Raw genomic sequence first — 20,115 nt, forward strand, 5'->3', positions numbered from 1 at the left:
CGTATAACTTAATAAAATGTTGGACCTCAAAATGCAATCGGTTCGATTCTTATCAGAGCAAATAAACAACGACACTAAACTTTTTTTTGATATCAATTCCAATGTTAGAAAAGGATTGATAAGGTGTTTGAAGTTAAACAAATTAAACATTTTTCTAAGCAATAGTTGATATCCAAAAGTTATAACACCAGCGAAATTTATATGATTATCAATACTTCTAGAATCCAACTTTTTATAGCTTGTTTGTTTATAACGTCGTGCAGTGGGCTTGGTTCTTTTTTCCCAAAACCAGTTGATGTGCCTTACAGCAAAAATGTAGTAAAGTTTAAAAATGGTGCAGTTGGTCTTGCACCGGAAGGATATTGCGTCGGCCCTTTCAAAAATAACTCTTATACCGGGAGTGTGATTTACACGTCCTGCGAAATGACGAAGGGTCGCGGTATGGTCAGTATAAGCTTTGCACCTATGGAAACTGGCGCGAACGGAAAAATCACACGCTCATACTTGGCAAATAATCAGCAAATAATTAAAACTGATTATTTGGATGGCTCTGATCTGGTAAAAGTTGAAAATAGTCGGTTTTCAGCAAAATCTGTGCAAGATACTGTTTGGCGCACAGCAAAAGCCGAGAAAGGCTATGTGGTTTTAGCCCAATATTTCTCACCCAGAAAGAAAAATGTATCTGATCTTCACCAGATGGAAATTCTAAGTGCATCAATAGCTAATTTCAGTGCTCCGGATAATCTATCAAACGTTAACGTGTCAGATTTAAATTTGAATATCGACGATCAAAGATCAAATACCTCCGTTAAGCCAAAAATGAGACCAGTAAATAAAATAACTAATTTTGTGACATCAAAAATACGCCCAAAGTTGCGTCCATAATTCCCGTTCTTAACGCAGCGTACCCCATGACAAGGTGGTCTCGATAACTTATTTCTGAAATTGAAGGAGTTTCTATGAGTGATAAATACCCAAACATGTTCAGGCCTATTGATTTTGGTTTTCTGACCTTAAAAAATAGAGTGATTATGGGTTCCATGCATACCAATTTGGAGGAAACAAAGGATTGGGGTAGGATAGCGGACTTTTATTCAGAACGGGCTAAAGGCGGTGTTGGGCTCATTATTACTGGAGGTATTGCCCCAAATGAGGAGGGCGCAGTATTCAAAGGTGCAGCTGCCATGTTGAATGAGGAAGATGCTGATAATCACAAAATTGTAACCGATGCTGTTCATAAAAATGGTGGCAGAATAGCCATGCAAATCTTGCATGCGGGAAGATATGCTTATAGTCCAGATTGTGTAGCCCCGTCTGCAATTAAATCTCCCATTTCACCTTTTGTCCCAAATGCTTTGGATGGGGAGGGTATAGAGAAACAAATTGCTGATTTTGTGAAATGTGCTCGTTTAGCTAAATCCGCTGGTTACGATGGCATTGAGATAATGGGGTCTGAGGGTTATTTCATTAACCAGTTTTTGGTTGAACATACTAATAAACGAGATGACTCATGGGGTGGATCTTATGAAAACAGAATGCGTTTACCCTTACAAATTGTGAATAAAATCAAGTCTGAAGTTGGAGAAAACTTTTTATTAATATTTCGCCTTTCAATGATTGACTTAATTCCAAATGGTTCATCTCATGAAGAAGTTGTGATTTTGGCAAAAAAACTTGAGATGGCAGGTGTTAACATCATAAACACTGGCATAGGATGGCACGAAGCTCGAATTCCAACTATTGCTACGTCGGTACCCCCAGCAGCATTTACTTGGGTTACAAAAAAATTAATGGGAAAGATTGATATACCATTGATTACATCGAATAGGATTAATACTCCAGAAAAAGTAGAAGAAGTATTAAAATCAAAAAGTGCTGATATGGTAAGTATGGCTCGGCCATTTTTAGCTGATCCGGAGTTTGTAAACAAAGCAAGTCTAGAAAAGAGTCAGTTGATAGCGCCTTGCATAGCTTGTAACCAAGCATGTCTTGATCACACCTTCAAAGGACAAATTAGTTCGTGCCTGGTTAACCCGAGAGCATGTTTTGAACGAGAATTAGAGCTCAAAATAGTGTCGGATTCAAAGAATATTGGCATTGTTGGCGGAGGCCCAGCAGGCTTGTCTGCTGCCATAACTGCCGCTCAAATCGGTCATCAAGTTACAGTTTTTGAAAAAGAAGACGAATTGGGAGGCCAACTCAACCTGGCGAAAAAGATTCCTGGAAAAGAGGAATTTTGGGGGTTGGTGACCTGGTATAAAAATATGATCAAAGCACTTCCTGAAATAGAAATAAAACTAAATTATGATGTAGCGAAGAAAGAATTAGAAGATTTCGATAAGGTCATAATCGCGACGGGTGTTCATCCACGCGAACCCAGTATTGATGGCCTCGATCACCGCCACGTTTATTATTACAAAGATATTTTAAAAGGAGGGGCAGACATAGGTTCTAAAGTTGCGATTATTGGAGCAGGAGGTATTGGATTTGATGTGGCAGAGTTTTTATCTAGTGAAAATCGCAAAGATGGAAACTTTCAGCCGTTGCCAGAATGGATGACTGAATGGGGCATTGGTGACCCTGAGATATACAGGGGTGGTCTTTTAGATAAGGATAGGTCCCCAAAACCCGTGCAAAGAAAAGTTTATCTACTGCAAAGAAAAGCACAAAAAATGGGTAAGAATCTTGGTAAGACTACAGGATGGATACACCGGACAGCTCTGAAAATGAAAGGAGTAGAGATGATCTCTGGTCTTACATATCACAAAATAAGTGATAAAGGGCTGTATATTTCTCGTGAAAATGGGGAAGCAATGCCGGAGTTGCTCGAAGTTGACACGATTGTTTTGTGTGCGGGTCAGGTATCTAACTCAGAACTTTATGATGATCTTAAGAGCTCTGGTTTCGACTGTTATTTAATCGGCGGCGCTAAAAATTCTGGCGAATTGGATGCGAAGCGTGCGATAGATCAGGGCACCAGACTTGCCCTATCAATTTAAAATCAAATTTTTCAAGTTTTCAATAGTCTATAATGGTATCCTCCAATCAAATGCATTCCAAGGCTTTTGTAAAAACAATTAGCTGACTGATTTTCCTTTGTACATAATGCTACTACGTTTTTAGCACCCATTTGGTAAGCCCAGTCACCCGCTTTTTGCATTACAAATTTGCCCATACCTTGCCGATGGCATTTGCGATCTACTATCAAAGCATGTACCATTGCAATTTTGTGTGCAACTGCTGCGAATGAAGACGCGGCTGGCTTCGCATTAATACGACCAAATATTGTTGTTTTGGGTGTTTTAACTCGACCCATTATTTCCATTCTTGAGGAGTCAATACCGTTAGCCATCCATAGTTCCCTTTGAATAGCTAGTGGAGGATATATTGAGAAAGCTGTCACTGGTGGGACTTGCTGTAATGACAATGTTTTTGATGAAATGCTCCAAATATTTGTTGGATCAATAAAACGATAGCCACGCTTTTTAAGTGCTTCGTCGAGATTATTCTGATCTGACCTTATCATAAATAGTTTTTCTTGGCGCCAACTTGTCATTTTATCTTCAGCAAATTCTATATCTGAGATATCAGGCGTTTCAATAGAAGTGGCGGCCGAAACGCGTTTCCCACCATTTAGGCTTTTACGCAATTTCCAATTTGAAAGATCATGGAATTCTTCAGCTGGCCATGTTTGGTCAATTACTTCAAAAATAGTGGATCTATTAGTCAATTTCATAGCAGTTTCGACTTCAACTTTTCTGCTACTCTTTCTAACTCTTCGTTGTCGATACCCCTAACTACGATATTAGTACCAAAGTTTCCGTTATTATTGTAAGGATACGAGCCTATGGAAACACTTTCATGGTCAGAGGCAATTTTTTTAAGTTCGACAGCAATCTCGCCCTCTCCGCGAGTTATCTTTATAGATTTGCTCAAAACTGGTTTGCCATTCAATAGTAGTGGAAGAATACTCTGCACCATTGATTGAAATATGTTCGGCACACCGGCCATGACAAAAACGTTATTTAAATGAAAACCGGGGGCAATTGAAATAGGGTTGTCAATAAGTTTAGCACCATTTGGTATACGGGCCATTCGTTGCCTAGCACTATTAAAATAAATATTCTGCTCTGAATAATAGTTTTCTAACAGCTTAAATGCGTCTTCTCGGATACTAATTTTCGTTTCAAAAGCGGCAGCAATACAATCCGCTGTGATATCATCGTGTGTGGGTCCTATACCGCCTGATGTAAAAAGATAGTCATATTTAGAACTTAAACATCTCACATCATGGATAATTTTTGTCGCGTTATCCGGAATAAATCGTGCTTCTTGTAAATCAATACCAATTTTTGTTAATTCACAAGAAAGGTAGTGCATGTTAGAATCTCGCGTCCTTCCTGAGAGTATCTCGTCTCCTATGATAAGAATCGCGGCAGTGGGATTTAACATCAATGGTCCTTTGCAGTTAAAAGTTGTATAGTTAAAAAAAATGCAGTTTCAATCAAATTTAGTTTCTGGCCGATTAGTGAAAAGATACAAACGTTTTTTTGCCGATGTAGAATTGTCAAACGGACGGATTGTTACTGCTCACTGCCCTAATACTGGTAGTATGCTTGGCCTCGCAAACCATGGAGTAAAAGTTTGGCTCGAGCCAAATGAAAATCCCAAAAAAAAGCTAAAATACAGTTGGAAGCTGGTTGACCATGAAAATGGTCATTTCACTGGTGTAGATACCAATGTTGCTAATAAAATTGTTAACGAGGCACTTTTACAAGGTAAAATTTTAGAAGTTTTAGATTATGATATAATATTGCGCGAACAAATATATGGAGCTAATTCTCGAGTAGATTTTCTACTTAGGAATGGATCGAAAACTTGTTATCTTGAAGTAAAAAGCGTCACCCTATGCAGGCAAGAAAAAATTGCTGAATTTCCAGATACGGTTACTTCAAGAGGCGCTAAACATTTAAAAGAACTATCAAAGACGGTTAGCACTAATACTAGAGCCATAGTTCTTTATTTGGTTCAGAGATCAGATTGTAATTATTTTAAAATTGCGGGTGACTTGGATCAAACGTACTTAAACGAAACTATATCTTCCTCTAATAGTGGAGTAGAATTTGTTTCGTACAGAGTAAACTTTCTTTCTAATGGGATAGAACTGGGATATAAACTGGAGTTAATAGATAATTCTAGCTTTTGAACCAATAAATTACAGCATAATAAGGGGTGATTATTTGAATTTAACAAAGGGGCAACTCAAGTCAAAGGATGGGATAGATTTATATTCCAGAAAAGATTTTGACGGAATGCATGCTGCTGGCCGCGTTGCCGCCGGAATTCTAGATGAAATTGTGACTTCAGTTTTTCCTGGACAAACTACAGGGAAAATTGATGCGATTATTGAAGAATTGATTAGTGATAAAAATGTCGTGTCAGGTACAATTGGATATAGGGGCTACCAACATGCAAGTTGTATTAGTGTAAACCATGTTGTTTGCCACGGCATTCCAAGTGACAAAATACTAAAAGAAGGAGACATCTTAAATATTGATGTTACAGTCATAAAGGATGGTTGGTATGGTGATACATCTAGAATGTATGTTGCGGGCCAGCCCTCTCGAAAAGCAGAAAGATTGATTCAGGTCACACATGATGCGCTATTCAAAGGTATAGAAGCGGTCAAACCAGGCAAAACTTTTGGTGACATTGGTCATGCTATCCAAACATATGTGGAAGAAAGCAGAATGTCAGTCGTGCGGGATTTCTGTGGCCACGGTCTAGGCCGAGTTTTTCACAGTCCGCCAAACGTGTTGCATTATGGCAGAGAGGGCACTGGTCCGCGTATCGAAGAAGGCATGTTCTTTACAATCGAGCCCATGGTGAATTTGGGGCGCCCTGAAACTAAAGTTCTTTCAGACGAGTGGACTGCAGTAACACGCGATAAATCTTTATCAGCTCAATTTGAACACGCAATTGGTGTAACTAAGGACGGTGCAGAAATTTTTACTTTATCACCTGAAAATAAATTTCATCCTACCTATGTCTAATTTGGCACTCTTTTGAAGAAGTGTAATATTGTATCACTGTACCTTCTTGTATCTTCCAAACTAAAGCCTTCTAGAGAATTCTTTTGTTCGCCCTCCTCTAAAATTATAAGAGCATTCTTACTAATCCAATTAGAGTCTAATGCTGATTTTATAGCTACCTCTCCAAGTGACTTTCGGTAAGGAGGGTCTAAAAAAACTAGGTTGTAAGGTTGATCAGAATTCAGTGGTATTTTTGTTGCATCACATATCTTGATTTTTGTTTTATCTTCAATATTACAGAGGTCAATATTTGCTTTTAATATTTGCAAACAGGCTTTATTTTTTTCTATAAAAGTACACGTTTTAGCCCCTCGTGAAATTGCCTCAACTCCCAGAGCTCCAGTACCCGCAAAAATATCTAGCACACGCGTATGCTCTATTTTAACGTCAAACTTTCCTCCGAAAAGTATGTTAAATAAGCTCTCTTTAATACGGTCGGTCGTAGGGCGAAGAGCGCTCATGTTTCCATCGGTCTTGATTATACTCAAGCGCCTGCCTTTCAAACTACCACCGATCACTCTCATTGAGTTAAAAATTCTTTCAGATCTATTTCTGGATTTGGTAACTTTAATTTGTTGGGTGATTTTCCTGCTTCTAGTAAACGTTTGCCCACCATATAAGCCCGACTATCATTAATAGCATCAACTGCCAGAAAGGTATCATCTTTATAGTACCAATTTGACATAGAGACAGCTTCTTTATTGATGCGTGAAACTATTTTATTGTACCCGTTGTTCAAACCCGCAATCTGCAATTTCACATCATACTGATCAGACCAAAACCAAGGCACTGGTTTATAATCCAGATTCGCTCCAAGAATATTTTTAGCAATGAGTTGAGATTGGTCTATTGCATTTTGCACACTTTCTAGGCGTATGTATTCATCGCCGAATGGAAAAGCACTACAGTCGCCAGCAGCCCAAATACACGGGTCTGAAGTTTGTCCCTTTTTATTAGTTTTAATCCCGTCTGCAATCTCTAGGCCAGCATCTTCAGCCAATTTGGTGCATGGTGAAATGCCTATACCAGCTATAACTATATCAACCGCGTAAAAAGAGCCGTCTTCTATGAATACACCATTAATTTTCCCATTCTGATGGGTGAAACGGTCTACACCGTAGCCTTCTACAATTTTTACATTATTATCTTGGTGAAGTTTTCGAAAAAAATTTGAAGTTTGCTTGCATGCAACTCGGTTTAAAATTCTTTTACTTTTCTCAACTACTATTACATTTAAATCCTTCAATCTAGCTACTGCTGCCCCCTCCAAGCCAATATAACCACCTCCCAATATCAAGGCAGTCTTACCTGGTTCAAATATCTCTTTGAGTTTGTCTGCATCATCAAGATTTCGAATGTAGTATATCCCGGATAAGTTTTTCTCAAAGTTTCCTGGGAACTGATTGGGTAATGAGCCAGTTGTCAGAATTAATTGATCATAGTCGTAAGTAACGCTATCAGTTTCTATCCGTTTTTTTATCCGATTTATTTTTTGTACTGTAAGCCCAAGCCTAAGTTTAATCTGATTTTCATGGTAAAAAGATTCTGGCTTTAAGTATAATCTTTCTTTTCCCATATCACCGGCAACATATTTTTTTGATAATGGTGGGCGTTGATATGGAAGAACATTCTCTGCTCCTATGAGCGTTATTTCTCCATCGAAACCTTGGCCGCGTAGATGTGTGGCTGCTTCAGAACCTGCTTGGCCTGCGCCAACAATAACAACTTTTGACATGGAGCACCTTTTGATCGTAAAGGGTAACATTCGAATTATATATATTTTGAGAAACTTTAAACTAAACAGGATGGATTATGTCAATCAAGATAGGTCAAAAGCTACCAGACAGTACGCTCTATAAAATTGGGGGAAATGGGCCGGAAACAATAAAATTTTCATCTTTATTTACTAACCGGAAACTTGCGATCTTTGCTATGCCGGGAGCTTTCACCCCGACTTGTTCGAGAGGTCATCTACCATCTATTATCGAGACTGCTGAAAGATTTTCTTCAAAGGGCATAGATGAAATACTTTGCATTAGTGTTAATGATCCACATGTAGTTTCAGCTTGGGGAGATATTACTGGTGCTACGGCAGCAGGGATTACTATGTTGGGTGATCCACTTAGCGAATTTACAAAGGCAGTGGGCATGGAGTTTGACGCTCCTGGTGTTGGCTTTTTAGCTCGCTCGAAGCGCTATGCTATGCTTGTAGAAGATGGGTTTGTTAAAATTTTTCTGCCTGAAACGGCTAGATCTACATGCGATATAAGCGGTGGAAAAGCATTATTAGACTTGCTCTAGGCAGCCTCGCTATCCATTTTTGCAGCCAGCTCTAGATCTAAGCTACTTAAACCTTGAACGTCGTGTGTGGTTAAAACCACTTTTACTGTCCGATAAACATTAAACCACTCAGGGTGGTGATTTATTTTTTCAGCCCAAAAGGCAATTTTTGTCATCCAAGAGAATGCCTCGATAAAGTTTTTAAACTGGAACTCTTTGCTAATTGCATCTCTATTTTTGTCCAGTTTCCATCCACTTTCAAAAAATTCTTTCAATTTAGTTTCTCTATCAGAAGCTGTAAGTTTATTCATTCTCTTTCCTCCAAATTTAAATCCTTAAAAGGACCGTAATCACTCAGTATTTCCATTTCTCTGCCAACAGCGCGACGTTCCTCATCCAAGTACTGTGCAACGGCTTTAGAAAAGCCACTATCGTTTATCCAGTGTAGCGAATATGTATGACTTGGCATATATCCTCTGGCTAACTTATGGTCTCCTTGTGCACCCGCTTCAACCCGAGATAGGCAGTTTTCGATCGCATACTCAATTGCTTGATAATAGCAAATTTCAAAATGCAAATTAGAATAATTTTCGGTGCATCCCCAATACCTGCCGTACAATGCATCCATCCCAATAAAATTCAAAGCTCCTGCGATCGGGGTTCCATCAATTTCGGCTAAGACCAACAGCAGTTCATTCGACATTTTTTCGCTAGCAATATCAAAAAAACTTCTTGTTAAATAAGGTTGGCCCCATTTTCTCCTACCTGTATCCTGATAAAAATCCCAAAATGCATCCCAGTGTTTCCCAGTAATTTCCTTACCGGAATACCGAACAATCTTTCCTCCAAAGTTTCTAGCTTTCTCGCGTTCTTTTCTTATGTTTTTTCTTTTACGGGACGAGAGTGCGTTTAGGAAATCTTGAAAGTTTTTATAATTATCATTACTCCAGTGAAATTGACTGCTCGTACGTTTGAGAAAACCTAAACTTTCACCTTTCTTAAACTCATCGAAACTACAAAAAGTTATGTGAGCAGAAGAAAGTTTATTTTTTGATGCAAAGTTTTTTATACCCTCCAAAAGTATGGGAAAGGCCTTTTCTTGATTTTCTTTTTTCGCTAGTAAGCGCTTTCCTGGTACTGGAGTAAACGGAACGGCCACCTGAATTTTAGGATAATAGTTTCCTCCGGCGCGCTCATAAGCGTTTGCCCATGCATGATCAAAAATATATTCGCCTTGCGAATGTGTTTTAATATACATTGGAGCACAGCCAAGTAATTCATTTTCTCTAAAAGCAAGTATGTAGTAAGGGTGCCAACCACTTGAATTACCAACAGATCCACTGTCTTCTAGAGCCCTTAAAAACCTGTAAGTTGTAAAAGGATCAACCGGACGCATGCCATCTATTTCTTCCGATGCTGCGCAAGCATCCCAGTCGTTTTCATTAACTGAAAGAAGTGTCTCGACAATCTTGATAGTTATTTCAGATTTCGGCATTAACTTAATGTTTTATTGATACGAATTTTTTTGTCTCGTAAAAGTTATGTCATTAAATGAGTCTGACAATAGGTATCGCAAACTTACCTTAGGCAAGTTCAGTTTATCTCAAAGATTCCCTCTATCTCAACTGCTACACCTAGTGGTAACGATGCCGCTGAAACAGCAGAACGTGAGTGTTTGCCCAGATCCCCTAGAATGTCTACGAGGATATTAGAGGCTCCATTTACGACTTGAGGTTGTTCTGTGAACTCAGCAGTCGAGTTAACAAAACCAGTCAATTTTACAACGCGTACCAATCTAGTAAAATCACCTTCGCACGCAGCTTTAACCTGTGCAAGTAATGATAGTGCACATTGTTTTGCGGCATTTGCGCCCTGTTCGACATTCATATTTTCACCCAATTTTCCTGTTATTAATCCATTCTCATTTTGTGAAATTTGTCCAGAAACGTATAAAAATTGCCCTACCTTAACAAATGGTACATAGTTGGCTGCTGGGCTTGGAGCAGTTGGAAGCTCTATCCCAAGACTTTTAAGGTTTTGTTCAACATTTTGCATAATGATTTGTGCTCCTTATATTTACATTAAGTTATGATATTTACTTACAGACAACAATGGCAGCTTATCAGAAAAAGAACGAAAGCTTTTTATTGTATATAGTGCACCAATCTGATTGACGTGGTTAATAGACTTTTTAAGATCTAATCAAATGTTATTTGGTGTTTGCGGTCCGTACCTTATGCTATAAAGTATTACCTTTAGTTGAATTATGTCTGTTCTGGGAATTGATTTGTTTTGAGAAATTTTCTGCTAATTGTTATTTTTGTCGTTTTGAGCGGGTGCCGAGTTCCTCTAGAGGATGGCATATCAGACCCTTTTGAAGCATCGAACAGACAGTCTCATGAGATAAACAAGTCGATGGATAAAAATATCATACGACCAATGGCAATAGTATATGGTGATATTACTCCCATTAAACTACAGTCCGTCGCAAACAATATGTCCATGAATTTTTCTTTGCCACGTTATAGCATGAACTACATCCTACAGGGCGAATTGAAGAACGCTTCAAAGTCATCTATGAAATTTTTAGTTAATTCCACGCTTGGCGTTGGAGGCATATATGACTTTAGCTCTCAGTTAGGACTAACAAGCGAGAAAACTGATTTTGGGGAAACTATGGCTAAATGGGGCTTCAGAGAGGGCCCCTATTTAGAAATATTAGTGTTAGGTCCATCCACTCAGCGCGATGGTATTGGCAAGGTAGTTGACTTAGTTTTGGATCCAGTAAGCCTAATTGGAGTAGGGGCCAAAAGTGCTGCAACTGCTACGTCTGTGGCTTTTGGTTTGTCTGCCCGTTCGCAATTTAGGGGGAGTATTGATAGTATTCTTTATGAAAGTGCTGACAGTTATGCTCAGTCACGGTTGTTTTTCCTGCAGAATAGAAGATACGAACTTGGAACCAACAAAGCTGAGCACTATATAGATCCATATAACTAAGTATGCGAGTAAGTATATGACTGTCATCAACAGTCGCCGTTTATTTTTAGCGTCATCTCTTGGCGCGGTTTTTTGGCCCAAACTCATGGTTGCGTCCGAAAAGGATGCAGCAACCCAAATTATTCACTTAGCGGTCCATGAAATTAATCAAATAATTAACTCAGGTAATACTGAAGAACAGATGTTGAAATCGTTCGAAGGAGTTTTCAATGAATATGCAGACGTACCCACAATTGCAAAATATGCTCTAGGTCGTGATGCCCGAACTGCCTCTGCTACTCAGCTAAAGGATTATACCAAAGCTTTCTCAGGTTACTTTGCCACTAAGTATGGTAGACGTTTCAGAGAATTCATCGGAGGTAGAATAGAAATCGTAGAAGTAGCAAAGGTAAAAAAGTATTATTCCGTGAATACGATTGCTCACATGCCTGCTTATGCACCTTTTGAGGTTGACTTCCTTGTATCTGAGCAAAGTGGTCAGCCGCTTGTCTTCAATCTTATTATTGAGGGAGTTAATATGCTGTTGGTAGAGCGCCAGGAAATCGGAGCGCTTTTAGATAGAAATTCAGGAAAGATAGACGCTCTAATAAGGGAACTTAAAGCTCTTTAGCTACTATTCCTCACCAAAAATAGTCAGTAATAATTTGTCAATGAAGCCTGCTCCTTGTTGCCTTATTTGTGGTTGGTACTCAGTGTCGATGATATTTGGAAAGAGGGCGAGTTTTCTTTTGTTCTTTGGTAAGGGTTGGGGTTTAATATCAGCATGAATTTTATTCATAATTAATGACCAGATTTCTGCTGGCAGACCTCCACCGGTAACTCCAATAAGCGGTTCATTGTTGTCATAACCCATCCAAACACCGGCGATGTATTCAGACGTAAATCCGATAAACCATGCGTCCCGCGCATCTTGAGTTGTTCCTGTTTTCCCAGCAATTTCCCAATTTGAAAATTCTGCCTTTTTGCCGGTACCATTTAATACAGCCTTTTCAAGCATATATACAATGTTGTTTGCCGTTTCTGACCTTAAAATACGGTCGGTGTCCGATGATAGACTTTTATTCGAAAAAGTACCGCCAGTTTCTAAACTAAGTTTTTTCAAACCATATGGTAAAACTTTAATTCCATCGTTTAAAAAAGTTGCATATGCGCTCGTTAGTTCCAACAGAGTAGTTTCAGACACCCCAAGTGCAATTGCTGGATTAGTTGAAATTTTTTGATAAATTCCCATGTCAATCGAAATTTGTCCGATTTTATCCAGTCCAATTTGCTGTGCTAACTTAACAGCAGGTATGTTTAAAGATTGTGAGAGAGCGTTGGTTAAAGAAACAAGGCCATTAAATTTTTTTTGGTAATTTTGGGGTGTCCAGGTGCCTGAACCCGGTATTTCGATCTTAATAGCTTCGTCCCTAATTAAGTCATTGGGTTTGTATCCTTGCTCAAGGGCCGTAGCATATACGAGCGGCTTAAACGCCGAGCCCGGCTGACGGAGGGCTTGTGTTGACCTATTGAAAGTCCCCGCAACATGAAGCTTACGTCCACCAACCATTGCTCTTACTGCACCGTTTGGTGACATGATCACGATAGCTGCTTGAGCTTTAGATTTAGGATCTACTTTCTCTCTGAAAATATTTTCTAAAACGTCTTCGGCAGCCTGTTGAATTTTTGTATCGAAAGTTGTCTCAATCGTGACATCTTCAGTAGTCTTACTTGTAAAAAAGTGAGGCGCAGATTGCATTACCCAATCTGCAAAATGTCCACCAGCCTTTTGGGAAGCTTTGGCCGAAAGTTTAGCTGGGTTTTCTCTAAAGTATTGTGCTGACTTTGCACTAAGAAAACCTTGCTGCTCCATTAGCCCTAAAATGAAATTAGCTCTATTCTGAGATTTTTCCAAGTTATTGGTTGGTGCATAACGGCTGGGTGCTACCAACAGGCCTGCAAGCATCGCTGCTTCGGCTGGATTTAGGGATGTAGCCGACTTATTAAAATAGCGCTGGGACGCGGCTTGAAATCCTCTTGAACCAGCGCCAAGGAAAACCCTATTTAAATATAAAGTTAATATTTCATCTTTGGTAAATTCTAATTCTAATGCAATTGCGAAAAGAGCTTCTTTAACTTTGCGCCACAAAGAACTTTGTCGGCAGTTTCCCTCATATTGCGCTTCGGAGTCCCAGTTGCTGGCTTTATATGGGATGCCGAGGCATAATAGTTTGGCTGTTTGCTGAGTTATCGTTGAGCCTCCATGACCTGTTAGGGCTCCTCTTCCTTCATTTAAATTAATCCTTATAGCACCGGCTATTCCTCTAGGACTTATTCCGAAATGTCTGTAAAATCGCTTATCCTCTACTGCTAGTATAGCGTTTTTTAAATGTATAGAAATTTTACTGGCTTGAGCAATTTCACCGAATTGTTCTCCTCTCCAAGCAAAGATTTCTTTATTTTTATCAAGCAATATGACTGAGCCTTTGGCCCGTGCATCGAGCATTTCACTAAGTGCTGGCAAATTAATTTTGTAATAAAATACTGTACTTAAAACGATCAGAGCTATTATCACGGCTCCTCGAACGATCCAGCCAAGAATAAAGCTAAGTATCACTTTCAGAAAAAACTTAATCAGCAGAATAACAGAACCAATGGTGCGAATAGGCAAGCTTTTATATACTTTTTTACGGGGGGCCGTACTTTTTTTGCTTGCTATTATTTTTTTAAAGCGTCCTCGTTTTAATCTTGAATGTTGGATCCTATTTCTTCTTACCATACAAAATCTCTATTTTGAGAATCTTCTCTGCCCAAATAACCTTTTATTTGATACTGGAAGAATTTCACGGTTTAATTTCGCACAAAATTTAGGCTTATGTACTTAATTGCGCATTTTTTATGCACAAATCATGAATTATTGGCAAAACAATGCTGGGTCTGCATTCAAAATCTTCGTTCCATGGGTTTTGGTCACCTCATCTATGGGCGTTTGTGTCTATGAATACGAAAGGAAACACAATGAAGTTAATCATTGCAACCATTAAGCCTTTCAAGCTTGAAGAAGTTCGCGAGTCGCTAACTGAGCTTGGTGTAAAAGGTATGATGGTGACGGAGATAAAAGGATTTGGTGCACAGTCGGGACATACTGAGATTTACCGAGGAGCGGAATACGCTGTAAATTTCGTTCCGAAAGTAAAGCTAGAGTTGGTCGTGGATGACGGAATGGCTGACCAAGTTGTAGAAACAATTACTAATACGGCTAAAACAGGCAAAATTGGTGATGGAAAAATATTCGTATTGGACGTGGGTCAAGCCGTGCGAGTACGCACAGGCGAGACTGGGCTCGATGCGATATAAGAGGATAATTTGATGAATAATAAATACTTTAAATGGATAGTCGGCTCTGTGATAGTGGGCTGTCTTCCGACATTAGCTGCCGCAGAGGATGCTCCAACACTTGTAGCTACAGACACAGTTTTCATACTTAACTCTTTGCTGTTTCTAGTGGGAGGTTTTCTAGTTTTCTGGATGGCTGCTGGTTTTGCAATGTTAGAGGCTGGTATGGTGCGATCAAAAAATGTCACTATGCAGCTTACAAAAAACGTTGCTCTGTTTTCCCTAGCTGCAGTCTTTTACTACCTGCTCGGATATAACCTAATGTATCCTTTGGGCACATGGTCAATGGAAGGTGTTTTGTCTGGTGTTTGGGGAGTAGCAATTCTTGAAGCGGTAGGTATAGGTCGAGATGCTGCTGATGACTATGGCTATGCATCAACTGGCTCAGACTTCTTCTTTCAATTAATGTTTTGTGCTGCTACTGCCTCCATAGTTTCGGGAGCGCTAGCAGAGCGTATAAAGTTATGGCCCTTCCTCATCTTCACTATTTTGTTAACTGCTGTAATTTATCCAATTCAAGCAAGTTGGAAATGGGGAGGTGGTTTCTTAGATGGTATGGGTTTTCAAGACTTTGCTGGATCAACCGTAGTGCATTCTGTGGGCGGCTGGGCGGCCTTGACAGGTGCTATAATCTTAGGACCAAGACTTGGTAAATACGCGCAAGACGGCAAGGTCAATCCCATCCCAGGATCAAATCTAGCCTTGGCTACTTTGGGTGTTTTTATACTTTGGCTTGGTTGGTTTGGGTTCAACGGTGGATCGCAGCTGGCAATGGGCAGTATCGGAGATGTTGCCGATGTGTCCCGTATCTTTTCGAATACTAACGCAGCGGCGGCTGGTGGAGCAATTGCCGCTCTTATCCTAACGCAAGTTATGTACAAAAAGCCGGACCTGACCATGATACTCAATGGCGCACTTGCAGGTCTCGTATCAATTACAGCTGAGCCTTTGGCACCCACGCTGGGTCAAGCGACTATATTTGGTGCAGTGGGCGGAATTCTTGTAGTTGTGTCTGTGCCAATTCTTGACAAGTTTAAAATTGACGATGTCGTTGGTGCGATTCCCGTACATTTAATTGCAGGGATATGGGGTACCTTAATCGTTCCACTAACAAATAGTGATGCTTCATTTGGAACACAATTATACAGCATTATCGTTGTAGGCATATTTGTGGTCATCACATCAGCTATTGTTTGGTATGTGTTGAAATCAATCTTTGGTATCAGAGTTGATGAAGAGGCTGAGATGAATGGTCTCGACACGTCAGAATTGGGAATGGAAGCTTATCCGGAATTTTCAAAAGGCTGACCTTCACAAAATAAGATACTTAGGGCCCAATTAAAATTTTAATTGGGCCCTTTCTTTTTTAAAAATATAGACTGAGGTTTTAGTTAATTTAATCTGTAAATTTAAATAGCCCATCGTAAATGGGCTCCAATGTATCTGTTTCAAATAAAGATGAAACTGATGTCCCGGACCAAATGTTTAGGATTGCCTGAGCGAACATGGGCGCGGATGGCACAATCCGAATATTTTTTGCTTCTTTAACAGCTTTGGTGGCTTCTATTGAGTCTGAGATAACTAGAGACTTCATAACCGAGTTCGTTATACGCTCTACTGCAGGACCTGATAAAACCCCATGTGTTATATAGGAATGGACTTCGCTGGCCCCATTATCTATTAGAACTTCTGCTGCCTTGCAAAGAGTACCTGCGGTGTCACAAATATCATCTACAATAATACATTTTTTATTAGAAACATTCCCAATGACCGTCATATCTGCTACTTCGCCAGGCCGCTCCCTGCGCTTGTCTACTATCGATAATGGGGCATTTATTCTTTTTGCTAGCTCTCTTGCTCGAGCCACGCCACCTACATCTGGAGAGACAATCATTACCTCATTCGCTATATTCTGAAATTGGCTTTTAATATCTAGTGCAAACACTGGTGAGGCGTATAAATTGTCAACTGGTATATCGAAGAATCCCTGTATCTGCGCGGCATGTAAGTCCATTGTTAGAACTCGCTCAATGCCTGCTTGAACAAGCATATTAGCAACAAGTTTCGCGCTTATAGGCGTTCGTGCTTTAGATCGCCTATCTTGCCTTGCATATCCAAAGTAGGGAATTACGGCTGTGATCCTGGAGGCTGATGAACGCTTTAGTGCATCTGCCATAATCAAAAGCTCCATTAAATTGTCATTTGCTGGATTAGAGGTAGACTGCACTATAAACATATCTTCCCCACGGACATTTTCATAAACTTCAATGAAAATTTCTTGGTCGTTAAAACGTTCTATTCGTGCATCAACAACTTCGAGCAACTTTCCCCGATGCAAAGACATTCTGCGTGTTATTGCAGATGCAAGGCTCATGTTAGAGTTTCCAGCTATAATTTTTGGTTCAGTCAAAGTTTGCATGAATTTTCCAAGTTAATTTTAGTCATTGTTTCTTATCCAAATAGCATTTTGTTCTGCCATCAAAAAGTTCTGATTTAATGTTTTGTGCTTTCTCGTCAAATTTTTGTACTGCCAGTTGCTTTTACTTAACATTAATACGTGTTTCAGTTCCATTAAGAATGCGCCTTATGTTCTGTCTATGTGTGAAAAAGATCAAACAGGTGAGTAATATTGACATACCAAAAAAGCTTGATTTCAAGAAAAAATATACCAGAAACGGCCCAAATATCGCAGAGATTAAAGCAGATAATGAAGACAGGCGGAAAATCACTGCGGATAATAACCAAATCATGCATGTTATAATTCCAAAAGTGAAATTTATAGAAGTAACGATACCTATGTAAGTTGCTACGCCTTTCCCACCTTTAAATTTTAACCAAATTGGAAAACAATGACCAATGAAAACAAATAAGCATACCGCATTTATGGTAAATTCTTTGGTCAGCAGCGCTGCACATAAAACTGCAACGAAGCCTTTTCCTGCATCACACAAAAGAGTCAAAAACGCAGCAATTTTATTGCCGGTGCGCAACACATTTGTAGCTCCAATATTTCCTGAACCTATATCTTTTAAACTTCCTAACTTAAAAATTTTGGCCCAAATTAGCCCGAATGGAATGCTACCCAATAAATAAGCTATTATTATCGAAAGTATTAATGTTAGTGGGTCGTCGTTATGAATAGGTAGAAAGTTCATCTGGAAAACACTTCTTTTCCTTTAACAAAAGTCCTTAGCACTCGACCTTGAAGCTTGTGACCGTCAAACGGGGTATTTTTGACTTTTGATTGGAGTAGTTCACGATTTAAAATAAAAGGTTTGTCAGCATCAAAGACGATTAAGTCTGCAGCTTTTTTATGTTTTAGGGTCCCAGAATCTAGGCCTAGTCGTTTAGCTGGGTTTAGAGAAATAGCATTAAAAATCTGATGCATTTCTAAGTGCTTGGAATGGTACAGCCGTAGCATTGCTGGTAAGATCGTTTCAAGCCCAATCGCCCCCGATGCTGCGTCTTCGAACGGTAATCTTTTGCTCTCTTCATCTTGAGGAGTATGCATTGAAGAGATTATGTCAATGGTTCCATCCCTCACTGCTTCGATAGTCGCCAATCTATCTTTTTCGGAACGTAAAGGAGGTTTGAGCTTAAAAAAAGTCTTATAATCGGCGATATCTAACTCATTGAAGCTCAGATGATGTATTGATGTTCCAGCGGAAATGTCTAACCCACTTTTTTTTGCCCGCTTTAGCACTCCTATCGAATTCATGTTAGTAATTTGATCGAAGTGGTATCTCGTGTTAGTCATTTCAACTAGCGCGAGATCTCTCTCTAAAGCGATGCGTTCTGCTACTGGTGAAACTGATGGAAGGCCCCTTAACGTTGCAAACTTTCCACTTGTTGATACAGCTCCCTGTGACAATGATTTTTCTTGTGGGTGTCCTATAACTAACACGTTCATTGCCGATGCGTAATTCAATGCCCGAGAGAATATTTTGTTGTCTTGAATAACATTGTCACAATCGGAAAATGCTATAGCTCCTGCCTCTGATAACATTCCAATTTCACATATTTCGCGACCTTTTCTGTCTTTTGTTAAAGCTGCGATGTGAAAAACGTTTACAATACAATCTTCATTTCCCTTTTTTTTCACAAAATCAAAAGTTTCTGGGGTGTCTATGGCGGCCTTCGTGTCCGGGCGAGTTATGATTGTCGTGACGCCTCCAGCTGCAGCGGCTTTACCTGCACTCTCATAACTTTCTTTATGACTGTCTCCAGGTTCACAAACTTTCACGCCGAGGTCAACGATCCCTGGGGCAACAAATTTGCCGGTACAGTCTATTTCGTTATCCGCTGCAAAATCTTTACGATCGATCAGTCCATTTCTAATTACTAAATTACCTTCCACTACTTTCTTTAAGTCCGGCTCAACTAAAAGAGCGTTTTTTAGCAGTAGGCTCATGATAATAACTTTTTATGCTTAGTACTGTAATTTTTTGATAATAATTCCATAATTGCCATCCGGACGGCGACACCCATTTCAACTTGTTCTTGAATTACACTTCTGGTTACATCGTCTGCAATATCACCATCTATTTCCACGCCTCTATTCATAGGGCCTGGATGCATGACGATCGCATCGTCTTTTGCATGGGACAACTTTTTAAAATCTAAACCGTATCGTTGAAAATATTCCCGTTCTGATGGAATGAAGCCTCCATCCATTCGCTCTTTTTGGAGTCTAAGCATCATAACGACGTCGACATCCTTAAGCCCTGCAAGCATATCGTGATATACTTCTACGCCAAATTCACTTATCTGCGAAGGCATTAATGTAGGCGGACCGATAAGCCGAATTCTATTTTCCATCTTCCCGAGCAGGAGTAGATTTGACCTTGCGACTCTACTGTGTGCGATATCTCCGCAAATTGCGATATTCAATCTATGTAGACGTCCTTTTGCTCTTCTAATGGTGAGCGCATCCAGCAAAGCTTGAGTTGGGTGTTCGTGCTGTCCATCTCCTGCATTGATGACAGAGCAATTAACTTTTTGTGCTAGTAAATCAACCGCCCCTGAATGAGGGTGGCGCACTACCAAAAGATCGGGACGCATCGCATTGAGTGTTAATGCCGTATCAACTAAAGTTTCACCTTTTTTGATCGAGCTTCCTTGTAATTGCATATTCATTACATCTGCGCCAAGGCGCTTGCCTGCTAATTCGAAAGATGCCTGGGTACGCGTAGAATTCTCAAAAAACATGTTTATTTGTGTTAGGCCTGCCAAGACATCTACGCGTTTGTGAGTCTTCAGGTTTAAATCAGCATACTTCTCCGCTTTATCTAAAATTTCCAAAATAGCCGACTGTGCAAGCCCCTCGATGCCAAGTAGGTGTTTTTGGGTAAAGCTCATTTATTTCTCAGAA

21 protein-coding genes are annotated in these 20,115 nt (G+C 39.7%); 9 read left to right on the forward strand and 12 right to left on the reverse strand.

The genetic code is table 11. From position 1 onward, the window contains the following. Positions 1 to 201 precede the first annotated feature (201 nt). A complete protein-coding gene (locus tag ACTF5Q_RS02830) occupies positions 202 to 885 on the forward strand; it encodes a hypothetical protein (protein WP_438953186.1) in 684 nt (227 codons plus the stop codon). Positions 886 to 959: 74 nt separating this feature from the next. Beyond that, positions 960 to 2,999: an FAD-dependent oxidoreductase gene (locus tag ACTF5Q_RS02835; RefSeq protein ID WP_438953187.1), complete on the forward strand. Its 2,040-nt coding sequence runs from the start codon at positions 960 to 962 to the stop codon at positions 2,997 to 2,999. An 11-nt stretch (positions 3,000 to 3,010) separates the two neighbouring features. Here ACTF5Q_RS02835 and ACTF5Q_RS02840 read toward each other — a convergent pair whose 3' ends face one another. Beyond that, positions 3,011 to 3,736 (reverse strand): GNAT family N-acetyltransferase, encoded by a 726-nt coding sequence (locus tag ACTF5Q_RS02840; RefSeq protein ID WP_438953188.1) that lies wholly within the window; start codon positions 3,734 to 3,736, stop codon positions 3,011 to 3,013. Continuing rightward, positions 3,733 to 4,452, reverse strand: coding sequence for a competence/damage-inducible protein A (locus ACTF5Q_RS02845; RefSeq protein WP_438953189.1), 720 nt, complete (start codon positions 4,450 to 4,452; stop codon positions 3,733 to 3,735). Before ACTF5Q_RS02845 ends, ACTF5Q_RS02840 begins: the two co-directional genes overlap by 4 nt. 40 nt (positions 4,453 to 4,492) lie before the next feature. Between ACTF5Q_RS02845 and sfsA the strand changes: the two genes are divergently transcribed. Continuing rightward, on the forward strand, positions 4,493 to 5,206 hold the full coding sequence (gene sfsA / locus ACTF5Q_RS02850) for a DNA/RNA nuclease SfsA (protein WP_438953190.1): 714 nt from the start codon (positions 4,493 to 4,495) through the stop codon (positions 5,204 to 5,206). Positions 5,207 to 5,240: 34 nt separating this feature from the next. Then, entirely contained in the window at positions 5,241 to 6,053 is an 813-nt protein-coding gene (map, locus tag ACTF5Q_RS02855; RefSeq protein ID WP_438953191.1) for a type I methionyl aminopeptidase, read from the forward strand. On the opposite strand, the gene rsmD is transcribed toward map, so the two are convergent. Next, entirely contained in the window at positions 6,050 to 6,580 is a 531-nt protein-coding gene (gene rsmD / locus ACTF5Q_RS02860; protein WP_438953192.1) for a 16S rRNA (guanine(966)-N(2))-methyltransferase RsmD, read from the reverse strand. The two genes, map and rsmD, sit on opposite strands and share 4 nt — an antisense overlap. Before the next feature lie 32 nt (positions 6,581 to 6,612). After that, positions 6,613 to 7,827, reverse strand: a complete 1,215-nt coding sequence (locus tag ACTF5Q_RS02865; RefSeq protein WP_438953193.1) for an NAD(P)/FAD-dependent oxidoreductase — start codon at positions 7,825 to 7,827, stop codon at positions 6,613 to 6,615. Positions 7,828 to 7,904: 77 nt separating this feature from the next. Between ACTF5Q_RS02865 and ACTF5Q_RS02870 the strand changes: the two genes are divergently transcribed. Then, positions 7,905 to 8,393, forward strand: a complete 489-nt coding sequence (locus ACTF5Q_RS02870) for a peroxiredoxin (protein WP_438953194.1) — start codon at positions 7,905 to 7,907, stop codon at positions 8,391 to 8,393. On the opposite strand, the gene ACTF5Q_RS02875 is transcribed toward ACTF5Q_RS02870, so the two are convergent. The 3 genes from ACTF5Q_RS02875 to ACTF5Q_RS02885 all read right to left on the reverse strand — a co-directional run bounded on the left by ACTF5Q_RS02875 (position 8,390) and on the right by ACTF5Q_RS02885 (position 10,427). After that, positions 8,390 to 8,683 carry a 4a-hydroxytetrahydrobiopterin dehydratase gene (locus ACTF5Q_RS02875; protein WP_154033290.1) on the reverse strand — a complete coding sequence of 98 codons (294 nt, stop codon included), beginning with the start codon at positions 8,681 to 8,683 and terminating at the stop codon, positions 8,390 to 8,392. The two genes, ACTF5Q_RS02870 and ACTF5Q_RS02875, sit on opposite strands and share 4 nt — an antisense overlap. Continuing rightward, positions 8,680 to 9,867, reverse strand: coding sequence for a GNAT family N-acetyltransferase (locus ACTF5Q_RS02880; protein WP_438953195.1), 1,188 nt, complete (start codon positions 9,865 to 9,867; stop codon positions 8,680 to 8,682). The genes ACTF5Q_RS02875 and ACTF5Q_RS02880 overlap by 4 nt, the downstream gene beginning before the upstream one ends. A gap of 98 nt (positions 9,868 to 9,965) precedes the next feature. Continuing rightward, positions 9,966 to 10,427 carry a RidA family protein gene (locus tag ACTF5Q_RS02885; RefSeq protein ID WP_438953196.1) on the reverse strand — a complete coding sequence of 154 codons (462 nt, stop codon included), beginning with the start codon at positions 10,425 to 10,427 and terminating at the stop codon, positions 9,966 to 9,968. A 237-nt stretch (positions 10,428 to 10,664) separates the two neighbouring features. Here ACTF5Q_RS02885 and ACTF5Q_RS02890 point away from each other — a divergent pair, with 237 nt between their 5' ends. Together ACTF5Q_RS02890 and ACTF5Q_RS02895 are read left to right on the forward strand one after the other, a co-directional pair. After that, entirely contained in the window at positions 10,665 to 11,369 is a 705-nt protein-coding gene (locus tag ACTF5Q_RS02890) for an MlaA family lipoprotein (RefSeq protein WP_438953197.1), read from the forward strand. Between the two features lie 16 nt (positions 11,370 to 11,385). Beyond that, positions 11,386 to 11,979 carry an MlaC/ttg2D family ABC transporter substrate-binding protein gene (locus ACTF5Q_RS02895; protein WP_438953198.1) on the forward strand — a complete coding sequence of 198 codons (594 nt, stop codon included), beginning with the start codon at positions 11,386 to 11,388 and terminating at the stop codon, positions 11,977 to 11,979. A gap of 3 nt (positions 11,980 to 11,982) precedes the next feature. Here ACTF5Q_RS02895 and ACTF5Q_RS02900 read toward each other — a convergent pair whose 3' ends face one another. Next, the gene (locus tag ACTF5Q_RS02900) at positions 11,983 to 13,965 is read right to left on the reverse strand and encodes a transglycosylase domain-containing protein (RefSeq protein WP_438953199.1); all 1,983 of its coding nucleotides are present in this window, start codon (positions 13,963 to 13,965) and stop codon (positions 11,983 to 11,985) included. Positions 13,966 to 14,366: 401 nt separating this feature from the next. Here ACTF5Q_RS02900 and ACTF5Q_RS02905 point away from each other — a divergent pair, with 401 nt between their 5' ends. Further along, positions 14,367 to 14,705: a P-II family nitrogen regulator gene (locus ACTF5Q_RS02905; protein ID WP_153967026.1), complete on the forward strand. Its 339-nt coding sequence runs from the start codon at positions 14,367 to 14,369 to the stop codon at positions 14,703 to 14,705. A 12-nt stretch (positions 14,706 to 14,717) separates the two neighbouring features. After that, positions 14,718 to 16,052 (forward strand): ammonium transporter, encoded by a 1,335-nt coding sequence (locus ACTF5Q_RS02910; RefSeq protein ID WP_438953200.1) that lies wholly within the window; start codon positions 14,718 to 14,720, stop codon positions 16,050 to 16,052. Between the two features lie 88 nt (positions 16,053 to 16,140). Here ACTF5Q_RS02910 and ACTF5Q_RS02915 read toward each other — a convergent pair whose 3' ends face one another. The 4 genes from ACTF5Q_RS02915 to ACTF5Q_RS02930 all read right to left on the reverse strand — a co-directional run bounded on the left by ACTF5Q_RS02915 (position 16,141) and on the right by ACTF5Q_RS02930 (position 20,102). Then, on the reverse strand, positions 16,141 to 17,163 hold the full coding sequence (locus tag ACTF5Q_RS02915; RefSeq protein ID WP_438953201.1) for a ribose-phosphate pyrophosphokinase: 1,023 nt from the start codon (positions 17,161 to 17,163) through the stop codon (positions 16,141 to 16,143). Between the two features lie 121 nt (positions 17,164 to 17,284). Continuing rightward, positions 17,285 to 17,899, reverse strand: coding sequence for a glycerol-3-phosphate 1-O-acyltransferase PlsY (gene plsY / locus ACTF5Q_RS02920; protein ID WP_438953202.1), 615 nt, complete (start codon positions 17,897 to 17,899; stop codon positions 17,285 to 17,287). Further along, on the reverse strand, positions 17,896 to 19,155 hold the full coding sequence (gene pyrC / locus ACTF5Q_RS02925) for a dihydroorotase (RefSeq protein WP_438953203.1): 1,260 nt from the start codon (positions 19,153 to 19,155) through the stop codon (positions 17,896 to 17,898). Before pyrC ends, plsY begins: the two co-directional genes overlap by 4 nt. Next, positions 19,152 to 20,102, reverse strand: coding sequence for an aspartate carbamoyltransferase catalytic subunit (locus tag ACTF5Q_RS02930; RefSeq protein WP_438953204.1), 951 nt, complete (start codon positions 20,100 to 20,102; stop codon positions 19,152 to 19,154). The genes pyrC and ACTF5Q_RS02930 overlap by 4 nt, the downstream gene beginning before the upstream one ends. Positions 20,103 to 20,115: the final 13 nt, after the last annotated feature.

This window comes from Candidatus Salinivivens marinus (genome assembly GCF_965655845.1).
In the GTDB taxonomy this organism is placed as follows: Bacteria; Pseudomonadota; Alphaproteobacteria; order Rhodobacterales; family Rhodobacteraceae; genus Salinivivens; species Salinivivens marinus.

Bases quoted from the DNA above. Each gene is read 5' to 3' on its own strand.
- ACTF5Q_RS02830 (WP_438953186.1), top strand. From the start codon at position 202: ATGATTATCAATACTTCTAGAATCCAACTTTTTATAGCTTGTTTGTTT.
- ACTF5Q_RS02835 (WP_438953187.1), top strand. From the start codon at position 960: ATGAGTGATAAATACCCAAACATGTTCAGGCCTATTGATTTTGGTTTT.
- ACTF5Q_RS02840 (WP_438953188.1), bottom strand. From the start codon at position 3,736: ATGAAATTGACTAATAGATCCACTATTTTTGAAGTAATTGACCAAACA.
- ACTF5Q_RS02845 (WP_438953189.1), bottom strand. From the start codon at position 4,452: ATGTTAAATCCCACTGCCGCGATTCTTATCATAGGAGACGAGATACTC.
- sfsA (WP_438953190.1), top strand. From the start codon at position 4,493: ATGCAGTTTCAATCAAATTTAGTTTCTGGCCGATTAGTGAAAAGATAC.
- ACTF5Q_RS02865 (WP_438953193.1), bottom strand. From the start codon at position 7,827: ATGTCAAAAGTTGTTATTGTTGGCGCAGGCCAAGCAGGTTCTGAAGCA.
- ACTF5Q_RS02870 (WP_438953194.1), top strand. From the start codon at position 7,905: ATGTCAATCAAGATAGGTCAAAAGCTACCAGACAGTACGCTCTATAAA.
- ACTF5Q_RS02875 (WP_154033290.1), bottom strand. From the start codon at position 8,683: ATGAATAAACTTACAGCTTCTGATAGAGAAACTAAATTGAAAGAATTT.
- ACTF5Q_RS02880 (WP_438953195.1), bottom strand. From the start codon at position 9,867: ATGCCGAAATCTGAAATAACTATCAAGATTGTCGAGACACTTCTTTCA.
- ACTF5Q_RS02885 (WP_438953196.1), bottom strand. From the start codon at position 10,427: ATGCAAAATGTTGAACAAAACCTTAAAAGTCTTGGGATAGAGCTTCCA.
- ACTF5Q_RS02895 (WP_438953198.1), top strand. From the start codon at position 11,386: ATGACTGTCATCAACAGTCGCCGTTTATTTTTAGCGTCATCTCTTGGC.
- ACTF5Q_RS02905 (WP_153967026.1), top strand. From the start codon at position 14,367: ATGAAGTTAATCATTGCAACCATTAAGCCTTTCAAGCTTGAAGAAGTT.
- ACTF5Q_RS02910 (WP_438953200.1), top strand. From the start codon at position 14,718: ATGAATAATAAATACTTTAAATGGATAGTCGGCTCTGTGATAGTGGGC.
- ACTF5Q_RS02915 (WP_438953201.1), bottom strand. From the start codon at position 17,163: ATGCAAACTTTGACTGAACCAAAAATTATAGCTGGAAACTCTAACATG.
- plsY (WP_438953202.1), bottom strand. From the start codon at position 17,899: ATGAACTTTCTACCTATTCATAACGACGACCCACTAACATTAATACTT.
- pyrC (WP_438953203.1), bottom strand. From the start codon at position 19,155: ATGAGCCTACTGCTAAAAAACGCTCTTTTAGTTGAGCCGGACTTAAAG.
- ACTF5Q_RS02930 (WP_438953204.1), bottom strand. From the start codon at position 20,102: ATGAGCTTTACCCAAAAACACCTACTTGGCATCGAGGGGCTTGCACAG.